Raw genomic sequence first — 21,681 nt, 5'->3', positions numbered from 1 at the left:
GTGGTTGTTCACGCGGTGCGATGCGGTGGCGGCGGCAGCATGAAGTCGCGCCAGTCGTTCGGGTCGCCTGACTTGCCGGCCTCCGCCGCCTTGATGATGTTGTAGGCCTCGCGCGCGGTCACGTAGTGCAATACGTGCCGCTTGCCGTCGTTGTAGGCGTTCTCGAGATAGCTGTGCATGTCATGCATGGCCTGGCCCAGCAGGGTGTCCATGTCGCGCTCCTGGGTGCCGTGCGTGTGCACCTTGATGAACACCCACTCCGGCCGACCCTCGACGTGGATGCCGGTACGCACCCACAGGTCGACGCGGGCACGGGTCGGCGGGCAGGCACGGCGCACGTCGGCGTTCTCGATGCGCGGCACGATGCCCTTGCGCCGCTCGGCCCAGTTCAGTCCCAGCGGCCCCTGCACGATCATCAGGTCGCCGCTGGGCTTGCCGCCCACGCGCACCGGCACGCCGGTGTCGTGCGACTTGGGACGCTGCGGATCGTCGGTCGCGTAGTAGATCGCATTGCTCAGGCGCGTCTGCGTGTCGCTGGGCGCCGACGGCAGGGTGAAGTCGGCGTAGCAGCCCAGTTCGCGCAGCAGGATCAGCTCGTTGTTGAGGCCGCACCAGCGGCCGTCGGCGCGCGAGTTGTCCAGGCTCCAGTTGCCGTGGATGAAGCCGAAGGTGAGCTCACCGGTGGCCGGATCGCGACTGAGTGCGCCGTGACGCTCGCGCAGGGTGCGGCAGAAGCCGGCGATGGTCTGGCGGAAGTTCTCCTGCGTGTCGTTGTCGTGATGCAGGTGGATCTCGATCTCGCCGAAGCCGTCGGCGCAGAGCGCGGCCAGCTTGTCCAGGTGCTCGGGCAGGTATTCCTCTTCCGGGTAGAAGAAACTGTGCTGCGGATGGCGACCGTCGGCATCGCGGTGTTTGGAGGCCATCGCGCGGTAGTCGGTGCACCAGCGGTCGACGCGGGCGCGCTGGGTGGCGAGATCGACCTTACCCCAGGCCGGTTCGTAGTGATCGACGAAACAGAACATCACGTGCACCGGCCCATCGACCTTGGGCACGCGGCGGCGCAGGTAGTCGCCCAGCCAGATGTGCATGTTGCGCCCGCGCAGCAACTTCGCCAAGGCGAGCAACCCGCCGACCAGAACCGCCAGTACGCCGATAGCCACGACCGTCATCCGCCCTTCCCCCCGAATGCCAGCGCCAGCAGCTGCTCGGCGTTGTTGCGCCACTGCCGCTCGCGCGCGATGTAGTCGCGCGCCGCGGCACCGACGCGCCGACGCTCCTCGTCGCGTGGTGCCAGTGCCAGTAGGCGCTCAATGCACGCCAGCGTATCGCGCCGCGGGAACAGCCAACCGGTGCAGCCATCCTCGGTCACCTCGGCCACCGGCGCGTAGTCCGGCGCGACCACCGCCACGCCCATCGCCATGAACTCGAAGAGCTTCATCGGCGAGCCATATTCGTTGGAGTCGGGCAGCACGGCGTAGTCCATGCAGGCCACCCAGCTGGCAATGTCCGGGTGCGGCACACGGCCCGGCAGACGCACCTGCAGGCCGAGCCGCTCACGGTCGACCAGATCGCGCACCTCCGGCAGGGTGACGCCATCGCCAACCAGCAGCAGGGTCAGCTCCGGCGCCCGCACCAGTTGCGGGGCGATCGCGCGCACGAAGCCGTCCACCCCGTGCCAGCGGGCGAACGAACCGATGAAGCCGCACACCACCCTTCCCTCCAGCCCGCGCTCGCGGCGCAGTGCCTCGCGGTCGAAACGCGCCGGATCGAAATGCGCCAGGTCGGCCGCATTCGGCGAAATCACGCTGGGGGCGATGTCGCCGTAGGCAGCCTGTGCCTGATCGCGGAAGTAGCTGGAGATGAATACCAGCCCGGTGCAATGGCGCATGCACCAGCGCTCGATCCGTCGCGCCAATCCCTTCATGTAGAGGGGACGCACGCGTTCGACCAGCGCCGAATCGTTGATTTCCAGCACGATCGGCACGCCACGCCGGCGGGCCAGCCACACCGTGGCGAACAGGAACAGCGAGTAGCGCTCGTAGACCATGTCCGGCCGTGCGCGCTTCAGCACGCGCCCCATCCGCACCAGGGTGACCGCGTTGTAGGCCAGCTCGGCCAGCTCGAACACCACGCCGGGCAGCCGCGTGACCAGCGTGGCCAACCACCCCTTGCGCCGCGGAGCGCCGCCGCCTGCCGACGGCGCCTGTTCCGGATCAGCGCCGGGGAACGAGACGATGGTGACCTGGTGCCCCAGCCCGCGCAGTGCGCCGACGATGCCGCGGATGTGCACGCCTTCGACGTCGCGACCGCGGGTGCGGTGGTGATAGATCACTCGCATGCGGCGTCCTGTTCGAGGGCGTGGAAGGTCCATCCGTCCCGGCACCACGCCGGCAACAGCTCGGCCAGGGCATGCACGCCGGAATCCCCGTCATCGTGCATCAGCACGATGTCGCCGGCGTTCGGAGGCTGTGTCTGCAGGCGCCTCCTGACGACCGCGGCATCGTCGTCGTGGTAGTCCATGCTGTCGTAGCACCAGTAGGCCAGGCTGCGGCCGCTGCGCGCGAAATGCAGTAACAGGGGCAGCGTCACATGCCCCTGCGGCGTGCGGATCCGGTGCCGCGCGCGTCCGTCGAAGGCCGCAAGCAGCCGGTCGGCCCGTTCCAGGTCCGCGACCTGGTCCGCGGTGCTCATGTGTGCGAAACGGGTATGGCTGTAGGAGTGGTTGCCCAACAGGTGCCCGTCCCGGACGATCCGCTCGACGATCGACGGATACTGTTCGGCGTGGCGGCCCACCACGAAAAAGCTCGCCCGCAGGCCATGTGCCGCGAGCAGATCGAGCAGGCGCGGGGTGTGCTCGGGATGCGGACCATCGTCGAAGCTGAGGAAGCGGCCGGTGCCGGCGCGGTCGCCGTGCGTCTGCACGATCGAGCGCGGCAGCAGACCGAGAATCTGGTGTTTCTTGGGCCGGATGTTCATGTCGGGAGCGAAGTGGGGAGAGGGGAGTCGGCTGCCGCAGCCTCGAGAATGTCCGACAGCGATTGCAGATTCCGTTCCCAACTGAACTGCCTGGCGTGTTCCAGGATGCGTCCAGTGTCCCATGGAAGGGCAGTGGCTTGGACCAGCGCTTCGGCAAGGGCATGGCGATCGCGCACCGGGACCAGCAATCCGCCCTCGCCCGGAACCACTTCGGGAATCCCGCCCACGCGCGTGGCCACCACGGGAATGCCGCAAGCCATCGCCTCCAGCACCACGTTGGGCACCCCCTCGTTGTGGCTGGGCAGGCAAAGCAGGGTCGCGGCGCGGAACCAGTCCGGCAGATCGGCATGCGGTGTCGCCCCGACCAGACGGACAGCACCGCCAAGTCCGAGTTCATCGGCACGCGCGCGCAGCGCGTCACGGCACTCGCCGGCACCGACGAACACGAGCCGGGCGCCTGGTCGCGCCTGTGCGACCGGCGCAAAGGCCTCGAGCAGGTCCATGCAGCCCTTGCTTGCCTTGAGGTTGCCGACGTAGAGCAGCACCGGCACGTCGCCGGGCAGATCGAGACGATGGCGCGCCTCCGGCCGCGAGCCGGGCGAGAAGCGCGCATGATCGACGCCGTTGTAGACCACGTGGACCCGCGCCGGCTCGACCCCTAGCGCCACCGCCTTGTCGGCCAGGGCCCGGCTCACCGCCACCACGGCGCGCGCGCCCACCAGCGCCTTGCGGATCTGCGGTCGCCGGGCCGGGTCCTCTGCCTGCACGTTGAGGTCGCTTCCGTGCACCTTGACCACGTAGGGCCAGCCCATGCGCCGCGCTAGCCAGCCGGCGGCGGCGGCATCGGGATAGGCCCAACTGGCCAGTACGCAGTCGTAGTGTCCGCGCAGCAGATGCCATCCCTGCTGCGCCAACAACGATACGGCCCAGAAGAACGCGTGCAGCGAGCGGCCGACGCGCGGCAGGTAGACGAACACGAAGGTACGCAGGTGCAACCCGGCTACTGCCGGAGCTTGCCCGGCGCTGCGCCCGCGCAACCGTTCGGGCAGCGGCACGGCGGTGATCACCTCCACCTCGTGGCGCTGCCCCAGGCGCTCGAACTGCTGGCGGTTGAACGCGCCGCGATGGGGATCCCAGCGGGTCGGAAACAGATTGGTGAGGACGAGGATGCGCAGGCTCATGCCGTCACGCCCTCCCCGGCATACAGGCGGGCATAGCCGGATGCCATCGCCTCCAGCGAGCCATGCTCGAGCACCCAGGCGCGCGCGGCGTCGCCCAGTGCGCTCGCCAGGTCCGGCGTATCCAGCAGTGTGCCCAGCGTCAGGGCCAGCGATTCCGGCACACCGGCCGGCACCAGCATGCCGGTCTGCCCGTGGTGGACGATCTCGGCATTGCCGCCCACATCGGTCGCAACGATCGGCAGGGCGCTGGCCGCCGCCTCAAGCAATGCCATCGAGTAGCCCTCGCTGACCGAAGACAGCGCGAACAGATCGAAGCCCTGCAGCAGTTGCACCACGTCATTGCGGTCGCCGAGGAAGTGCACCGCCGATGCCACCCCCTCCAGCCGGGCGCGATCTTCCAGGTCGCCACGCAGTTCGCCCTGGCCGACCAGCACCAGGGCCGTATCGGGTCGGGTCGCGTGCACACGGGCGAAGGCGCGGATCAGGCTGTCCTGGTCCTTGGCCCAGTTCAGCCGGCCGACCGTACCGATCAGGCGGGTCGTCGGCGCCAGGCCCAAGGCCTGCCTCAAGACCATGCGGGCGGCTTCGCCGGCCGCGGCAAAGCGCTCGACCCGGATGCCGTTGGGAATCACCACCGTGCGCGACTCGGGTACCAGCCCGCGCGCCACGGCGTCGCGACGGGCGGCATCGCACACGGTCACCACCGCATCGGTGCGCCCCATCGCGGCGCGATACAGGGCATCGCGCCGCGACGCGCTCGGGCCGGCCCCCATGCCGTGCCGGGTGTTGATCACTCGGCGGCGATCCGGCAGGCCAAACGTCGCCAGCACCGCCTGGTAATGCGCGGCAGCATTGTGGGTATGCAACACCTCGGTGCGATGGTCGCGCACGGCACGGCGCAGCCGGTGCAGCGCGCGCAGGTCCGGCCCCCTGCGTTTGCCGCAGACCCGCAGCGGCACACCGAGGGCATCGAGTTCCCCGGCCAGCGAGCCGGCCTCGAATACGCACACGACCTGGGGCTTCAGGCCCTGACGCCGCTGCAGCCCGACCAGGTCGAGCACCATCCGCTCGAGCCCGCCGCGATTGAGGTTCTCCACCACGTGGGTGACGTTCATGGCGCCCTCATCGCTCGTGCATCCGGTGGCAGCTCGGACACGGTCACCCGCAGCTTGCCGCTGGGAGTGAGCGGGATGTCGTCGACAAAGTTCACGTCCAGCGCCACGCTGTCGCCGAGCTTCTTGCCGACCTCGCGGCGGATGTAGGCCAGCGAGGCGTCGTCGAAGCCATCAGTGCGCACGATCGACAGATCCAGCCGGTCCAGCCGGCGCTGCACCAGCTGGAAGCGCTCCACCCCAGGCACGTCCTTGAGCATGTGCGGAAAAAACTCGCCCGGCAGCACGTGGCCGGCCGGCGTGCGGATCGCATCGAGCACCCGGCCGTCGACGCGCTCCACCAGCGGCAGGCCGCGCCCGCAGGCGCAGGTGCGGTCGGACGGCGTGGCTGCGTCGCCATTGGCATAGCGCAGGAACGGCATGCCGTAGTTGAACAGGTCGGTCACCAACACCTCGGCCGGACCTTGCCCGCCGGGCATCGGCTCCAGCTCCACCAGCAGGTGGTCGGCGTTCACGTGCAGTCCCTGCCGATGCTCGCACTCGGCGGCGATCAGCATGAATTCTCGGCAGCCGTAGGTGTTGAAGGCCGGGCAGCCGAACGCGCGCTCCAGCAGCTCGCGCTGGAACTCGTGCAGCGCCTCGGCCGCGCCGAGGATCGCGACCGGCGCATGCACGCGACGCCCGGTGGCGAGCATCCACTCGGCCAGCCGCACCAGCGGCCCGACGTAGGAGACGATGATCTCCGGCCGATAGCGGTCGATCGCCGCGGCGTATTCGGCCATGGTCGCCTCGCTCATGCCGAAGCTGTCGAGCATGCGACGGGCGAAGGCGGCGTTGTAGAGGCGGTCCTTCAACAACCTGGCACGGCTGGGCTGCCCCACCGTGCCGCCCCACAGGTACAGCGTGCGCCGGCCCATGCGCGCGCCGGCCCAGCCGTAGCCGCGCCACATCACCGCGGTCCGCCGGTCGTTGCTGCCGCGGTCGCAGCCGAAGCGCAGCGGCTCGCCGGTGGAGCCGCCGGTGGCCTTGTAGACCATCTGCCCGGCCAGCGAGGGCGCCTGCAGCTCGGCGAAATGCGCGCGGATGTCGGCCTTGGTGAGCCGCGGCAGCCGCGCGTAGTCGGCCCGGTTGCGGATGTCGTCCGGCGTCGCGCCGACCGACCGGAAGCGCTCGCGGTAGAACGGCACCTCACGGTAGCAGTGATCCAGCAAGGCCTTCAGCCGCTGCCACTGCAGCGCCTGTACCTCGTCGGCCGACAACCACTGGTCGCGCTCGTACGCGGCAAGCCAGCGCAGCGTATGGCGGCGTCGCAGGCCGCTCTCGTAGGCCGGAAACAGTACGTGGCGGAAGGCCGCCTCGTAGATCCGGGCGAGCACCGGTGCGCTCATGCCGTCCGCTCCGCCCGCGCGCTGGCGCGCTCGCCGGCACGAAGCAACAACCGGTGCAGGGGCCGCGGCCAGTTGCGCGCGAAGCGCGCGTGCAATTCCTGCAGCTGCGCGATGTCGCCGCGACTCCAGCACGGCAACCACAGGGTGAGCACCCCATAACTTCCGAGCACGACGACTCCTCCCAGCAGCACGGTCAGCAAGACGGGCATCCGCAGCAGCAGCACCGGCAGCGCGAGCAATGCGGCACCGGCCGCAGCCAGCGCCACTGCGGCCAGGCGCCGACCGTCCAGCCGCGCACCGCTCACCCGTATACCGATCAGCACGTAGGCGGTGGAACTGGACACCGCTTCGGTCAGGATCGCCACCATGGCGCCCTGGAGTGCGAACTGGCGGATCAAAAGGGCGTCCAGGGTGAGTTTGATTGCGCCGAACGCCACCACCATGACGAGAATCGTATGCTGCCGGTCCGCACTCACCAGCAGGCTCGTCGCCCCCTGGTTGGCGGTGCCGATCGCACTGGCCAGGATCGCCACGGCGAACACCGGTGCGGCGGCGCCGTAGCGGCTGCCGTAGAGCAGGTCGATGATCGGCGAGGCGAAGCACACGCCGAAGATCACCACCGGAGCGGACAGCATCACCAGGTATGTCGTCACCGCCACGAACTTTTGCGCCGCCTGGTCGCGCCCGCGGCTGAGCGCCTTGGACATCATCGGCAGCAGCACCGCGGCGAACACCCCGGGAACCAGCAGCATCATGCCGGTCGCCAGTTGGTAGGCCACCTTGAAGTAGCCGGCCTCGGCCGAGCTGGCGAAGGTATTGAGGAAGACGATCTCCACGTCGCTGGTGATCAGGAAGCTCACCACGATGGTGACCGAGACGATGCGCAGATGGCGGCGGATGCGCTGGCTCAGCTCATTGGCCATCGGCACGGCCGGCGGTACCCTGGCCACCAGCCGCCGCGCCTGCCACCAGGAGATGCCGAGGAAGATCGCACTGGAGGTGGTGTACACCACCAGGAACCAGAACATCGGCGCCTTCAGCAGCACCGCGCCGACCACCAGAGCCAGGTTCAGCGGCGCGGCAACCATGGACACCCGCGCCGTGGCGTCGAAGGCCTCGAAGCCTCTCGTCACGGCGATGTTGAACATGTACGGCGCGCGCATCGCCACTGCGGCAGCGAGCAGCAGGAACTCGACCAGGTTCGGCGTATTCGCCCAGCGATGCCCCGCCAGCGCGAGGCCCGCTCCGGCCAGGCCGACCACCAGCACCATGTGCCAGGCCTGCACCCTCCGCATGTAGGTGAGCAGCGGCCGGATCATCGCCTCGTTGCCGTTGCCGCGAAACTCGGCGATGAACTTGATCACCCCGGTGGTGATCCCCGAGTTGGTCACCACGATACCGATCGCGGCGAACCAGATGAACATGCTGTAAACGCCGTAGTGACCCGGCCCCAGGTGCCGGGCGATCACGATCGACGCGACCATGCCGAGGAAATACTCGGCGTAGATGCCGATCGACGAGAATGCGGTGTTGCGCAGGGTAGTACGGCGGTCGTTCATTCGGAATGCAACAGGACGGCGACGAGGACGAAGAAGAACGCGATGCTGCCGATCGCCGCGGGAACCCAGGTCCACCACGATCGTCCGAGCCGCATCGGCGGCAGATCCGGGACGCGGCGGCGGATGCCCACATAGGCACCGACCACGATGGCCAGGGTGAGATAGAGGATCACGGTGTAGCTGCGGCTCAGGAAGAACGCCGCGGTGAACAGGCCGCACAGCGACAGCAGCAGCGTGCGTGCGATGGTCTTTTCGGCCGGCCAGTCGATCTCGTATTCGTGCAGCACCTCCTCCGAGGGCTGGTGCCGCAGCACCTGACGAAGCATCAGGAAGCTGTAGCCGACGAAGGCCAGCCAGGTGACGTAACCGAAGAATCCGGTTTCGGCCAGCACCAGGATGAAGGAGTTGTGTGCGGTGAGGTAGTTGTAGTCGGTGAAGTTGCCCGCCCCCACGCCGAACAGCGGGTGCGAGGTGAACATGTGCAGGCCTTCGTACCAGGCATCCACACGGCCCGCCGCGGAGTCCTCGCCTGCATCCAGTTCGTCCATGCGCGAGGACAGCATGCGCATCGCGGCGAGCCCGGCGCCGCCGAGCAGGCCAGCCACCACCACGCCGCGCTGCATCCAGATGTAGATGCCTCCCTCGACCAGCAACGCCAGCATCGCGCCGCGCGAGTTGGTGAGATACACGCCATAGAGCAGCAGGCCGGTACCGGTCAGCCAGACCAGCCGCATCAGGAACCGCGACCGGCCGACCATGTACACGGCCATCGGCACCGCAGTGACGAACAGCAGGCCGAGATCGTTCGGATCGTTGAAGATACCCACGTACTGGATGCGTCCGTCCTCGGACAGACCCATGCCGGTCCAGCCCATGCCCAGATGCTTCTGTTCCACGCCATGTAGCGCCAGTACGCACGAGCAGAGCGCAAATACCGCGAACGTGACCGACACCCGCTTCTGATTGGCGCTAACGCCCGCCGCGAGGATCACGAACGACACGACCACCGGTGCAAAGCCGGTGAACTGCTCGATGGCGCCGCCGATCCAGCCGTTGGCGACCTCGGACATCATCAGCGCCAGCAGGAACACCGGCAGCAGCACGAAATGGGGTGCACTGAAGGTCTTGTAGCGCGAGGCCATCCAGGCCAGCAGCGCCATCGCCAGCACGATGGGCAACAACGGGACGCCGGCCAGCGCGGGGATGTAGTCCTGCGGGCGCACGATGGTGAGCGAGAGGTAGAGGATGATCAACGGAAACATCAGGACTCCCCGGCAGTAACGCCGGTGCGACGGGCCGTGGGATAGGCCATAAGGCCAGGGAGGGAAAGCATGGCGGCGAACCAGCCCGGCCCCATCTGCCGCTCCACCGGAAGCCGGTAGAGTGCATAGCGGTTGGTCGCGGGCTCCGGATTGGTACCGCTGATGTAGCTGCAGGCGAGCCGGTAACCTGCGGCGCGGGCGGCCTGGATCACCCGTGCGTCGAACGCGCGATCGCCGCCCACGGGATACGACAACAGATTCGGGGCAGAGCCCAGCTCTCGCTCCAGTACCCGCTTGGACTCGCACAACTCCCACTCCAGCTCGTCCTGCGGCAGCTTGGCCAGCATGCGGTGGGTGACTCCGTGCGATCCGATCTCGAAGCCGGCCTGGTGCATCTCGCGAAGTTGGGCCCAGCCCATCGGACGGCAGTCCGCAACCGCGCGGTCGCGCGGCATGTTCCAGGCCTTCTCCAGCCCCGCGATCAACGCCGCCTGAGCGGCATCGTCGAGGCTCTTCAGTCGGTCGAGCAGGTTCTCGACCAGCTTGCGCCGAAGCTCGAGGGGGGTCGGCACCCGCACATCGAGCTTTACTTCGGGCAGTTGCAAGCGCGACTCGGGCGCATGCAGCACCATATGCGCCAGCCAGTCGTAGGCGAACGGCAGGCCGTCGTCGACGTGACCGGTGGAAACGAAGAAGGTAGCCGGTACGCCGAGTTCGCGCAGGATCGGGAAAGCGATGCGGTAGTTGTCGTCGTAGCCGTCGTCAAACGTCACCGCGACCGCATTGCGCGGCATCGGCTGGCCGGCCTCGATGCGCCGGACCACCTCGCCCAGCGACAGCGGATGAAAGTTGCGCCGGAGCAGCTGCATCTGCTCGCGGAAGCACTCGGCCGACGCGCTGACCACCTCGAGGTCGAACTCGAAGCGGTCCGGATCCGGCACCGTGAGCACGCGGTGGTAGGCCAGGATGCGCAGGTCCCGGGTATGCCAGGCGCGCATCTGCCGCAGCGGCCCGAGCAGACCGGTCCGATGGCACCACGTGCCCAGCCGCACCCGCAGGTCGCCGCGCCAGGGAATCACCTTGCGATAGCTCACCATAGGTGCAGGCGCCGGTTGCGGGCGAACGTCAGCAGGGCCATCGCCGCATACGCGTTCATGTAGAAAAACGCCACGCTCAGGCGCACCGGCAGCAGACGCCCCAGTGCCGGCAGCAGGCGCGACGCCAGCACCATCGCCACTCCGGCGAGCAGTGCGGCCAGGGTCAGTGCGCACCACACATGGCGCGTGGCCAGCGCGGCGGCGGTCAGCCCCAGCACCAGCACCAGCCATGGCGCGGCCAGGCGCAGCAACTTGTGGCTGACGAACCGGAACCAGAGCGGGTTGCGCCCGGGCCGCAGCAGCCAGGGAGACAGCTGCACCAGCTGGAAATTGCCCGCCAGGGTGCGGATCTTGCGCCGCTGCTCCTGCACCGGTTCGGTCGACGGCCGATCCCAGGCACGCGCACCCGGCTCGAAGACCACGCGCCAGCCGGCACGGGCCGCGCGCATCGGCACCAGCACGTCGTCTAGCACCGTCCCCTCCGGCAGCGGCTGGAACACTTCGCGGCGCATCGCATACAACGCTCCGCTGACGCCGATCATCGAGCCGGACTGGCTCTCGCTGCGACGAATCAGCGTCTCGTAGCGCCAGTACGCATCCACGCTGCGGGCGAAGCCCGTCTCGGGATCCTCGAAGCACAGCTCGCCGCCCACCACGCCCACTTCCGGATCGGCCAGGTTGGCGACCAGCTCGCGCAGGGCCTGCGGCTCCAGGCGCTGGCGCACATCGAGCATCAGCAACACCTCGCCCCGGGCCGCGGCGATCGCGTCGTTGAGACAGGCCGCCTTGCCGCGCCGGCGGATGAACTCCAGCACGCGCACCCGCTCGTCGCCGAAACGACGGCAGCGCGCGGCCGAGTCGTCCTCGCAGCCGTCGCAGACCACGACGATGTCGATCAGGCCCTGCGGATAATCCAGTGCGGCCAGATTGGCCAGCCGCGCCTCCACCTGGGCCCCGGCATTGTGCACGGCGACGATCGCCGAGACCGTCGGTGTCCCCTGGCCGCGGCGAACCGGACGGGGACGCCACCGGGCCCGCAACACCACCCAGAGCGGGTAGCCGACGAAGGTATGTCCGAGGGCTATGGCGCTCAGCCAGAACAGCCCGTGCAGATAGATCATGGAGCGCGCTTCCCACCGTCCTTGCCGCGACCGAACAGGCGCGACATCCGGGCAAGCAGCGAGCCATCCGGCGGCGTTGCCGGAGCCTGGGCCACTGCCGCCTGCTCCGGCAACGCGGTGGCCAGCGCCGCCAGGGTGCTGGTGGCTACATCGAGCAGGTTGATGCGCACGCCGGTCTCCCGCTGCACCCGGCTGGTGAAGGTGACCGCCAGCAGTGAATGGCCGCCGACGTCGAAGAAGTTGTCGCTGACCCGCACCGACGGCACGCCGATCATCTCGCACCACAGCGCGGCGATGTAGGCCTGGCGTGGATCGTCGAAACCGGCCGGTGTCACCTCGCGCGGCGGCGCCTCGTGGGTCGCTGCCGGAGCCGGCAGGGCTTTGCGGTCGATCTTGCCGTTGGCGGTCTTCGGCAGCTGGTCGAGGATCTCGATGTGCTGCGGTTGCATGTAGGCAGGCAACCTGGCGCGCAGGCTGCCACGCAGGCGCGGCGCCACTTCCGCCGGGTCGCCGTCGACCGCTGCGTAGAGCACCAGTCGCAGGTCGTTGTCGCCGAAGCGGTGGGCCAGTACCACGCATTCGCGCACCGCCTGGTCGCTGCCGGCGACCGCCTCGATGTCGCCGGGCTCGATGCGGAAACCGCGGATCTTGATCTGGTGGTCGACGCGGCCATGGAAATACAGCATGCCGTTGCGCCAGGCACCGAGGTCGCCGGTGCGATACATGCGCCCGCCGCTGGCACGGAAGGGTTCGGGCACGAAGCGCTGCGCGGTCAGCGCCGGCTCGCCGAGATAGCCGTCCGCCACACCGTCGCCGGCGATCACGATCTCGCCGATCACCCCCGGCGGCACCGGCTGGCCGCGGCGGTCGAGCACGTAAATCCGCGTGTTGGCGATCGGCCGGCCCAGCGGTACCACCTCCACGCCCGCGCCGATCGGCGCCACCGTCGACCAGATCGTGGTCTCCGTGGGGCCATACAGGTTCCACAGGCCGCGGCAGCGCGCGGCCAGCGAGCGGGCCAGCGCGAGCGGCAGCGCTTCGCCGCCGACCAGCAGGCGCAGGTCGCGGAAGACCGCGTCGTAACCGATCTCCTCCACCAGCTTGAGCAGCGACGGCGTGGTCTGCAGCACCGTGCAGCCGCTGCGCTCGATCAGCTCGCACAGTGCCTTCGGATCGCGGTGGTCCGCTTCGGTGGCCACCACCACCTGGCCACCGCAGATCAGCGGCAGATACATCTCCAGTCCAGCGATGTCGAACGACAGCGTGGTCACCGCGCACAGCACGTCGTTGGCCGAGAACCCCGGATCGCGCTGCATCGAGCACAGGAAGTTCACCAGGTTGCGATGCAGGATGCGCACGCCTTTCGGCTGCCCGGTCGAGCCGGAAGTGAACAACACGTAGGCCTGGTCGTCGCCATGGACCACCGGCAGTTCGCGGCCATCGTCCGGCTCGCGCATCAACTGCGCCACCGGGAGCCGTTGCGCCGCCTGCGCAAGCACCGCCGGCACGGCATCTTCCGGACCGCACAGGATGCAGCGGACGCCCGCCTTGTCCGCCATGTACTGCAGGCGCTCGGGCGGAAATTCCGGATCCAGCGGCACGTAGGCGGCACCGCTGCGCAGCACGCCCAGCACCGCCACCAGCATGTCCACCGTACGTGGCACGCACACGCCGACGTAGTCGCCGCGGCCGACACCGCGGCGCCCCAGCGCCAGCGCCAGCGACCGCGAGGCCGCGTCGAGGCCGGCGTAGTCCACCGACAGGCCGCTGCCGCTGACCGCGGTGCGGAACGGGTGCTCGCGCATGATCGTGCCGATGAGGTCGACCAGCGACTGCTGGCGGTCCAGCGGCGCGGCCGTGTCGTTCCAGCCCTCCAGCACCTGGCGGCGTTCGGCCTCGTCCATCAGCACGTGGTCGCCGGGTGCCTGCTCCGGGCGCGCCGCGCCCTGGCGCAGGATCGCGCCGAGATAGCCGCTCCAGCGTTCGATGGTCGCCGCGTCGAACAGGTCGGGGTTGTAGTGGAACAGGAAGTCCAGCCGCCCGGCGTGCTCGTTGAAATGGAACTCCATGTCCCAGTTCATGTGGCTCTTGGGCAAATCGCTGTGCGTCACCGCCACGCCGTCCCAGGGCGTGTCCGCCGTAGCCGGGTTGAAGTTGAACAGCACCTCGGTCAGCGGCAAACGGCCGGTGTCGCGCGGCAGCTTCAGCTCCTGCGCGATGCGCGCGATCGAGACATCCTGATGCTCGCCCGCATCCAGCAGCCCGGCCTGCACGCGCTTGACCAGCGCGCCGAACGACTCGCCCGGATCCACCGTCATGCGCAGCGGCAGGGTGTTGTCGGCATCGCCCAGGGTCTGGCCGAAGCGGCTGGCCGCCTGCCCGGCAAAGGGGATGCCGCAGATCAGGTCGTCCTGGCCGGAGAGGCGTTGCAGCAACGCGTAATAGCCGCTGAGCAGGAACGCGAACAGGGTTACCCTCTGCGTGCGTGCGGATTCGCGAACCAGGCGTACGGTCTCGGCATCCAGGCTGCCGCCGAAGGTGGCACCGCGGAAGCGCGGGTCGCGCTGGCGCGGCCGATCCAGCGGCAGCGCCAGCGGATCGGGCAGCGTGCGGTACTGCGTCATCCACCAGGCCAGCGAGGCCTGACCTTCCGCGCCGTCGCGGCGGGCGTGTTCGTCGAGCACGAAGCGACGCCAGGCATCGGCCGGCGGCAGCGCCGGAGACCGCCCCTGGCGGAAGGCGTTGTAGGACAACGCCAGCTCGCGCAGGAACAGGCTCAGCGACCAGCCGTCCATGACGATGTGATGGGCGACCATCAGCAGCACATGGCGGTCGGTGGCGAGCTTGACCAGCCAGGCGCGCAGCAGCGGGAATTCCAGCGCGTCGAACGGGCGCGCGGCTTCATCGCGCGCCAGCGCGTCGAATGCAGCCTGCGGATCGGTCGCCTTCGAGAGGTCCAGCAATGCCAACCGCACCGGCGACGGCGGCGCAAAAACCTGCCCGCTGCCGTCCTCGGCGAAGCGCATGGCGAAGATATCGTGGCGTGCCACCAGTGCATCGAAGGCGCGTTCGAGCGCCGCGACGTCGAGCGTCCCGTCGAAGGCAAGCCGGGTCGACTCGTTGAAGGCCGGCGCGATGGCATCGTTGTAGTGCATGCCCAGCCAGCGACCCATCTGCGCATCGGACAGCGGCACCTTGGCCGGCAGCGCATCCGCGGTAGCAGTAGCGACCGTCGCCGGGGCAGCGACCGGAGCCGGCATCGACGCGCCCACCTCGCCACGCGGCAGCAGCACGCTGCCGGCCAGCAGGTCGTCGACCGATTCGGTGACCGCCGCCACGATGCGCTCCACCTCGGCCTCGCCGTGCGCCACCGAGAGGAAGCAGTTGAACTGCTCGAACAGATGCAGCCCGGCGTGGCGCAGGCGGTAGTAGAACAGGCTGGCGCAGGGCTGGCCGTCGTCGACCAGCAGCTTCCACAGCGAGCTGTAGCCGACCGCAGTCACCGGTGCGCGACGCGCGGCGAACACCGCGTTGAGGCGGTCGATCATGGCGCGCGTGCGCGCGTTCAGGCCCGCCTGCAGCTGCGGCCCCTGCGCCTTGATCCAGTGCAACGCAGCACGCGCCGCGGCCAATGCCAGCGGATGGCGCACGAAGGTGCCGGCGAAGTAGGTGACGCCGGCCTCCGGATAGCTGTCGTCGCCGAAGCGCCAGAAGCCGCCGTCCAGCGCATCCATCCAGCGCGCGGTGCCGGCGATCGCGGCGAACGGCAGGCCGCCGCCGATGATCTTGCCGTAGGTGGCAATGTCGGCGCGCACGCCGTAGGCCTCCTGCGCGCCACCCGGCGCCATGCGGAAGCCGGTGATCACCTCGTCGAAGATCAGCGCGCAGCCGGCGCGGTCGCAGATGCCGCGCAGCGCCTGCACGAAGGCCTGCGGTTGCAGTGTCGGATGCTTGCTCTGCACCGGTTCGATCAGCACCGCGGCCAGCTCGTGCGCGCGCTCGCCGATGACGCGCAGCGCCTCGTCGCTGCCGTAGTCGAGCACCAGCACGTTCTCCACCGCGCTGGCCAGGATGCCAGGTGCGGCGGCGATCGAACGCAGCGTGCGGGTGCCGCGCACGATCACCTCGTCGAAGATGCCGTGGTACGAATCGCGGAACACCACGATGGTCTGCCGGCCGGTCACCGTGCGGGCCATGCGCATGGCCCCCATCACCGCTTCGGAGCCGGTGTTGCAGAAGGCCACCCGCGGCATGCCGGTCATCTCGCTGATCAGCTGCGAGACCTCGGCGGTGAGCGGATGCTGCGGACCGATCTCCAGGCCGGTGTCGAGCTGGGTGTGCAGCGCATCGACGACGAACTTCGGCTGATAGCCGAGGAAGTTCACGCCGAAACCGTTCAGCAGGTCGATGTATTCGTTGCCGTCCACGTCCCACAGCCGCGCGCCCTCGGAGCGCTCGGCCACGATCGGGTAGGTCAGCTCCTTCCACAGCGGATTGAAGCCGGTGACCACGCGCGGGTCGGCCATCAGCGCGCGGTGCTGCTGGTTGAAGTCGCGCGAGCCGCGGGTGCGCGCGGTGTAGTCCGCGACGAAGCGCGCCAGCCACGTGCGCTGTGCTTCGGACAGTTCGGCGCGGCGGTCTGTGACGATCCGCGCGGAAGCACCGAACGGGCGTGCCACCAGGTTGGCCGGCGCGGCGTCCTCGTCGGCTGCGGGCGCAACCGCGGGTGCTACTGGTGTCGCGGCAGCTGGAGCAGGGACGACCGCCGCACTGCCCTGCCCCGCCAACAGGCGCAGCAGCTCGGCCTGCTGGTTGAGCAGGGCAACCTGGCTCTGGATCAGCTGGGCCAGCGGCGTAGCGTCGCCCGCCGGGAGCGCGGCGGTCGTCGGCAACGCTGCGGCCACCGGTGCCGGCGCGAGCGCGGGCGCGGCCGCGGCTTCCGGCGGCAACTCGACGTCGAGCAGGTTGGCCAACGCGTCGACGGTGTCGAGGTCCTCCATCAGCCGGCGGAATTTCAGCTTCAGGCCGAAGCGGCGCTCGATCTCCAGCGTGGCCTGGGTCAGCGCCAGGGAATCGAGGCCGAGGTCGAGGAATGCCACGCCGTCTTGGCTGGCGTCCAGCGTCTCGCCAGTGAGCTGCTCGAACAGTGAACGCAGCTCGGCGGCGAGGCGCGGGCGCCGTGCCAAGGCAACGGGCGTGGGTGTCGGTGTGGGCATGATCGATGCTCCCTGCCCGGACGCGGCCGCGGATGGCGCTGACGTCGTGGCCGCGTCCGGCGTGATCCAGTAGCGCTCGCCGGCGAACGGGTAGCCGGGCAGGCGTGTCTTGCGGCGGAACTGTCCGGCGTACACCGCCGGCCAGTCCGGTTCGATACCGGCGCACCAGCACTCGCCGAGTGCACGCAGCAGTTGCTCGCGGGCATCGCCGGGACGCGAGGCCGGCCCCAGCGAGGGCACCGCGCGGCCACGGCCGTCGAGCATGCTGCGCACCAGACTGGTCAGTGCCTGCGCCGGGCCGACTTCGAGCAGCACCGCCTCGCCCTCGCCCAGCACCTGCGCCACCGCGTCGGCGAAGCGCACCGGCTGGCGCAGCTGGCGGCACCAGTAGTCGGCCGAGACGGCCTCGTCCGCGGTGATCGGCGCGCCGCTGACGCTGCTGTGGAACGGCCGCGTCGGCGCATGCCGCGGCACCGTCTCCAGCGCCGCGCGGAATGGCGGCAACGCGCCGTCCATCATCGCGCTGTGGAACGCGTGGCTGACCTTCAGCGCGGTGCTCGCCACCTCGTGCGCGGCCAGCGCCTCGGCATACGCGGTCACCTCGGCCTGTGGTCCGGCGACGACGACCAGCGACGGACCGTTCACCGCGGCCAGCGACACCGCCTCGGGCAGCGGCACCGGCAACGCGGCCAGGCCGCAGCGCACCGCCAGCATCGCGCCCGGCGGCTGCGCCTGCATCGCCGCGCCCCGCGCGACCACCAGGGCCACCGCATCCTCCAGTGCGAACACGCCGGCGCGACAGGCTGCGACGTACTCGCCGATGCTGTGGCCGATCATCGCGTCGGCGACCACACCCCAGTGTTCCCACAGCTCGGCCAGTGCGTAGGACACGGCGAACAGCGCCGGCTGCGCGCAGCGCGTCTGCGCCAGCTGCGCATCGGCGTTGTCGCCACCGTCCAGGATCAGCGCGGCCAGATCCAGCCCGAGCGGTACCGACGCCAGCGCGCAACAGCGTGCGAAAGCCTCGGCGAACACCGGCTCGCTGGCCACCAGTTCGCGCGCCATGCCGGCATGCTGCGAACCCTGGCCGGAGAACAGGAACACCACCCGCGGCCGCTTCGCCACACGATGCGGCGAAAGCTGGCGAAGCCGGGTGGCGGCAGTCTCGCCGCAGTCGGCCACGGCGAAGCCGCGTACCGCCATCGGCTGTCGTCCCAGCGCCAGCGTCCAACCGGCGTCGGCCAGCGTCACCGCATCGGCCCCGACGAGCGCATCGGCCAGCGCCTCGCCACGACGCGCCAGGGCCGCCTCGTCGCGTGCCGACAGCGGCAACAGCACGAACGGTTGGGCGTCGTCCCGCGCGGCGACGGCGGGCGCCTCCTCCAGGATCACGTGTGCGTTGGTCCCGCCCACGCCGAAGGAGCTGACGCCGGCGCGCCGCGGTGTCTCGCCGGCGCGCCATGGCATGCGTTCGGCCACCACCCGGAACGGTCCCTCGGCGAACGGCACCTCGGGATTGGGCGTGCGGTAATGCAGGGTCGGTGGCAGTTCGCCGTGCTGCAAAGCCAGCGCCGCCTTGATCAGGCCAGCGACGCCGCTGGCGGCGTTGAGGTGGCCGAGGTTGCCTTTCAGCGAACCCAGCCAGCAGCTGTCCGGCATCGTGCCGTCGACGGCGTAGGCACGATTGAGCGCTGCGACTTCGATCGGATCACCCAGCGGCGTGGCCGTACCGTGCGCCTCGATGTAGCCCACCGTATCGGGCGTCACGCCAGCGCAGGCCAGCGCCTGCGCGAGGGCATCGGCCTGCCCGCGCACGCTGGGCGCGGTGAAGCTGGCCTTGTCGGCGCCGTCGTTGTTGATGCCCACGCCACGGATCACCGCGACGATGCGATCGCCGGCGGCCAGCGCGTCGGCCACGCGCTTGAGCACCACCACGCCGGCCCCGGCGGAGAACACCGTGCCGTTGGCAGCGGCATCGAACGGGCGGCAATGGCCGTCGTCCGATTCCATGCCGCCCTCGACCGGCAGGTAGCCTGCCTCCTGCGGCGCCGGCACGTGCACGCCGCCGGCCAGCGCAACATCGCACTGCCCGCTCATCAGGGCGTGCCAGGCCTGCACCACCGCGACCAGCGAGGTGGAGCACGCGGTCTGGATGTTCAGTGCGGGCCCGGTGAGATCGAGCCGATGCGCCACGCGGGTGGCGAGGTAGTCCTTCTCGTTGGCCAGCATGGCAGCGAATTCGCCGACGGCCTGTACCAGGTCGGCGCGCGCATCGACCAGCCGGCGGTAGCTGTTGTTCGAACTACCGGCGTAGACGCCGACGGAACCGTCCGCGCGTGCCGGATCGATGCCGGCATCTTCCAGCGCGTTCCAGCACAGCTCGAGGAACACCCGCTGCTGCGGGTCCATCAGCAACGCCTCGCGCGCCGGCACACCGAAGAAGGCCGCATCGAAGCGGTCGGCATCGGCCATCACGCCGCGCACCGGCACATAGCGCGGGTGTTCGCGCAGCGAAGCCGGCACCAGCGGCGAGACCTGTTCCGGCGTGAAGCGGCTCAGCGCCTCGCGACCGGCGAGCAGCAGTTCCCACAAGGCGTCGATGGAGTCTGCGGCAGGGAAGCGGCCGGCCATGCCGACGATGGCGACGCCCGCCTCGCCTTCCGATGGCCGGGCGCGGCGGCCCGTGGATGCTCGCGCAGGCGACACCGCGTGCCCCTGCGTGATCCGCGCGGCCAGCGCCTGCACCGTGGGGTGTTCGTAGAGGTCGACTGCACGCAGCGTGCGATGACCGCGTCGGCGCAGTTCAGTGAGCGCGCGCACCACGGTCAGCGAACGCGCGCCGAGATCGAACACGTTGGCGTCGTGCGGCACCGTAGCCACACCCAGCAGCTGTTGCCACAAGGCGGCGAGTTGCTCGACCAGCGGCGCATCGTCCGTCCACGCCAGTGGCGCCCGCGTGCCTTCGGCGGCCAGGGCGCGGCGATCGATCTTGCCGCTGCCGGTCAACGGCAGCGCGGCCTGCAGCGCCCAGGCCTGCGGCAACTGGTAGGCGGCGAGTTCGGTTTCCGCGTACTGACGCAACGAGGTGATCAGGGCCGACTCATCCGCCATGGCATCGCGCGGCACCACATGCGCCACCAGCCGCTGCCGCCCCATTTCGCCGGTCGGCACCACCACCACCTCGGCCACCGCGGGATGGCGTGCCAGCACCGCCTCAATGCCGGCCGGCTCGATGCGGTAGCCGTCGATCTTCACCTGGTCGTCCAGCCGGCCCAGCCAGGTGACGCTGCCGTCGCGCTCGATGCGCGCACGGTCGCCGGTGCGGTACCAGCGTCCGTCGGTTCGTTCGACGAAGCGCTCGGCGGTGAGCTCGGGCCGGCCGATATAGCCGGACGCCAGGCAGTCGCCGCCGAGCAGCAGTTCGCCATCGTCGCCATCGGGCACGGGCTTGCCTTGCACATCCGCCACGCGCAGCGCCACGTGCGGCAGGGCCGTGCCGATCGACGGTAGCTCCGGCCAGCCGGCCGGATCGCCGTCCAGCGTGAGCGCGGTGACCACGTGCGCCTCGGTGGGGCCGTAATGGTTGTGCAGCGTCGCACCCGACAACTGGCGGAACAGCGCGCGGATCGCCGGCGTCACGCGCAGCTGTTCGCCGGCGGTGACCACATCGCGCAGATGCACCGGCAGCTCGCCACCGGCCGCCACCGCCTCGGCCAGCGCCTGCAGCGCGACGTAGGGCAGGAACAGCCGCTCGACACGATCGGCCACCAGCCGCGACAGCAGGGCGTAGGGATCGCGGCGCTCGTCCTCGCTCGGCAGCACCAGCTCTCCACCGGTGGCGAGGGTGGAGAGGATTTCCTGCACCGAGACATCGAAGGTCAGCGGCGCGAACTGCAGGGTACGCGCCGCGCGACCCAGCGCCGGATGCGCAACATGCCAGCCGATCAGGTGCCCGATCACCGCGCCGCGCATCGCCACGCCCTTGGGCTGGCCGCTGGAGCCGGAGGTGAACAGCACGTAGTCCAGCCCGGACATGGCCGCCGAGTCGAAGGCCGCGTCCGCGTCAGGATGGTCGTCATCGACGATCTGCGGCAACCCGGGCGGCAGATCCAGGGCCGGCAGTCGTTGCAATGGATCGATCAGTACACGGGGCCGGGCATCGGCCAGCATCGCCTCCAAGCGCACAGGCGGGTAGCCGGCGTCCAGCGGCATCCACACCGCGCCGAGCCGCAGACAGGCGAGCATCCATGCCACGGTGTCGACCCGATGGCCGGCCTCGCAGGCCACCACGTCGCCGGCCACCACGCCCTGCTGCTGCAAGCGCGCCGCGCGCAACCGGATGGCCCGCTCGAGGGCTTCGCCATCGGTTGCCACGCCCTGCGCCCGCAGCACCGGGGTGCTTTTGCGCGCGCGCAACTGCCGCGCAATGGCGCTGGCCACATCGAATGGATTGGCACCCGACCCGTTCACGGGGCTCCCCTGCTCGTTCTTCGAAACGATGTACCGCATCCGGTGACGCCCGCGCCACCTGCGGTCACGAGCCGGCCCAGCCTGTCGCAGCGATCGGCGTACAAACGGAACCGCGTCTCACCCGCCCCCTTCGGGGCTCGCCTGAACATGACCGCCCCCATCAGCGACGGATGCCCGGCGCCAGGCCTTCCGGCTGGGCAATCCCACGGGCGCCACGCCACATATTCGGTCGGAACCCCTCTTCGTGGCTGCCGACATGCGCACAACTGACCGGATCCACCGTTACCCAAGACGCACCA

Annotated in this window: 11 protein-coding genes; all 11 read right to left on the bottom strand. The window is 69.7% G+C overall.

Annotation, left to right across the window (positions count from 1 at the left end; genetic code table 11):
• Positions 1-8: 8 nt before the first annotated feature.
• Genes NC595_RS04685 through NC595_RS04635 form a run of 11 tightly spaced genes read right to left on the bottom strand, consistent with a single transcriptional unit; the run spans position 9 to position 21,382 of the window.
• Positions 9-1,169, bottom strand: coding sequence for a hypothetical protein (locus NC595_RS04685; protein ID WP_253565106.1), 1,161 nt, complete (start codon positions 1,167-1,169; stop codon positions 9-11).
• Entirely contained in the window at positions 1,166-2,338 is a 1,173-nt protein-coding gene (locus NC595_RS04680) for a glycosyltransferase family 4 protein (RefSeq protein WP_253565104.1), read from the bottom strand. Before NC595_RS04680 ends, NC595_RS04685 begins: the two co-directional genes overlap by 4 nt.
• Positions 2,329-2,976: a polysaccharide deacetylase family protein gene (locus NC595_RS04675; protein ID WP_253565103.1), complete on the bottom strand. Its 648-nt coding sequence runs from the start codon at positions 2,974-2,976 to the stop codon at positions 2,329-2,331. The genes NC595_RS04680 and NC595_RS04675 overlap by 10 nt, the downstream gene beginning before the upstream one ends.
• Positions 2,973-4,157, bottom strand: coding sequence for a glycosyltransferase family 4 protein (locus NC595_RS04670; protein WP_253565102.1), 1,185 nt, complete (start codon positions 4,155-4,157; stop codon positions 2,973-2,975). Before NC595_RS04670 ends, NC595_RS04675 begins: the two co-directional genes overlap by 4 nt.
• Entirely contained in the window at positions 4,154-5,272 is a 1,119-nt protein-coding gene (locus NC595_RS04665; protein WP_253565100.1) for a glycosyltransferase, read from the bottom strand. Before NC595_RS04665 ends, NC595_RS04670 begins: the two co-directional genes overlap by 4 nt.
• A complete protein-coding gene (locus NC595_RS04660; RefSeq protein WP_253565098.1) occupies positions 5,269-6,657 on the bottom strand; it encodes a phenylacetate--CoA ligase family protein in 1,389 nt (462 codons plus the stop codon). The genes NC595_RS04665 and NC595_RS04660 overlap by 4 nt, the downstream gene beginning before the upstream one ends.
• Positions 6,654-8,216 carry an oligosaccharide flippase family protein gene (locus tag NC595_RS04655; protein WP_253565097.1) on the bottom strand — a complete coding sequence of 521 codons (1,563 nt, stop codon included), beginning with the start codon at positions 8,214-8,216 and terminating at the stop codon, positions 6,654-6,656. Before NC595_RS04655 ends, NC595_RS04660 begins: the two co-directional genes overlap by 4 nt.
• Positions 8,213-9,478: an O-antigen ligase family protein gene (locus NC595_RS04650; protein WP_253565096.1), complete on the bottom strand. Its 1,266-nt coding sequence runs from the start codon at positions 9,476-9,478 to the stop codon at positions 8,213-8,215. Before NC595_RS04650 ends, NC595_RS04655 begins: the two co-directional genes overlap by 4 nt.
• Entirely contained in the window at positions 9,478-10,575 is a 1,098-nt protein-coding gene (locus NC595_RS04645) for a polysaccharide deacetylase family protein (protein WP_253565095.1), read from the bottom strand. The genes NC595_RS04650 and NC595_RS04645 overlap by 1 nt, the downstream gene beginning before the upstream one ends.
• The gene (locus tag NC595_RS04640; RefSeq protein WP_253565094.1) at positions 10,569-11,696 is read right to left on the bottom strand and encodes a glycosyltransferase family 2 protein; all 1,128 of its coding nucleotides are present in this window, start codon (positions 11,694-11,696) and stop codon (positions 10,569-10,571) included. Before NC595_RS04640 ends, NC595_RS04645 begins: the two co-directional genes overlap by 7 nt.
• Positions 11,693-21,382, bottom strand: coding sequence for a non-ribosomal peptide synthetase/type I polyketide synthase (locus tag NC595_RS04635; protein WP_253565092.1), 9,690 nt, complete (start codon positions 21,380-21,382; stop codon positions 11,693-11,695). The genes NC595_RS04640 and NC595_RS04635 overlap by 4 nt, the downstream gene beginning before the upstream one ends.
• Positions 21,383-21,681: the final 299 nt, after the last annotated feature.

The sequence above is a fragment of the Dyella lutea genome, from assembly GCF_024158035.1.
Taxonomy (GTDB): Bacteria; Pseudomonadota; Gammaproteobacteria; order Xanthomonadales; family Rhodanobacteraceae; genus Dyella_A; species Dyella_A lutea.
Note: the sequence above shows the minus strand (reverse complement) of the source record. Positions and strands in the feature narration are given on the sequence as shown.

Excerpts from the sequence above, each read along its gene's own strand:
- NC595_RS04685 (WP_253565106.1), bottom strand. The coding sequence starts at position 1,169 with ATGACGGTCGTGGCTATCGGCGTACTGGCGGTTCTGGTCGGCGGGTTG.
- NC595_RS04680 (WP_253565104.1), bottom strand. The coding sequence starts at position 2,338 with ATGCGAGTGATCTATCACCACCGCACCCGCGGTCGCGACGTCGAAGGC.
- NC595_RS04675 (WP_253565103.1), bottom strand. The coding sequence starts at position 2,976 with ATGAACATCCGGCCCAAGAAACACCAGATTCTCGGTCTGCTGCCGCGC.
- NC595_RS04670 (WP_253565102.1), bottom strand. The coding sequence starts at position 4,157 with ATGAGCCTGCGCATCCTCGTCCTCACCAATCTGTTTCCGACCCGCTGG.
- NC595_RS04665 (WP_253565100.1), bottom strand. The coding sequence starts at position 5,272 with ATGAACGTCACCCACGTGGTGGAGAACCTCAATCGCGGCGGGCTCGAG.
- NC595_RS04660 (WP_253565098.1), bottom strand. The coding sequence starts at position 6,657 with ATGAGCGCACCGGTGCTCGCCCGGATCTACGAGGCGGCCTTCCGCCAC.
- NC595_RS04655 (WP_253565097.1), bottom strand. The coding sequence starts at position 8,216 with ATGAACGACCGCCGTACTACCCTGCGCAACACCGCATTCTCGTCGATC.
- NC595_RS04650 (WP_253565096.1), bottom strand. The coding sequence starts at position 9,478 with ATGTTTCCGTTGATCATCCTCTACCTCTCGCTCACCATCGTGCGCCCG.
- NC595_RS04645 (WP_253565095.1), bottom strand. The coding sequence starts at position 10,575 with ATGGTGAGCTATCGCAAGGTGATTCCCTGGCGCGGCGACCTGCGGGTG.
- NC595_RS04640 (WP_253565094.1), bottom strand. The coding sequence starts at position 11,696 with ATGATCTATCTGCACGGGCTGTTCTGGCTGAGCGCCATAGCCCTCGGA.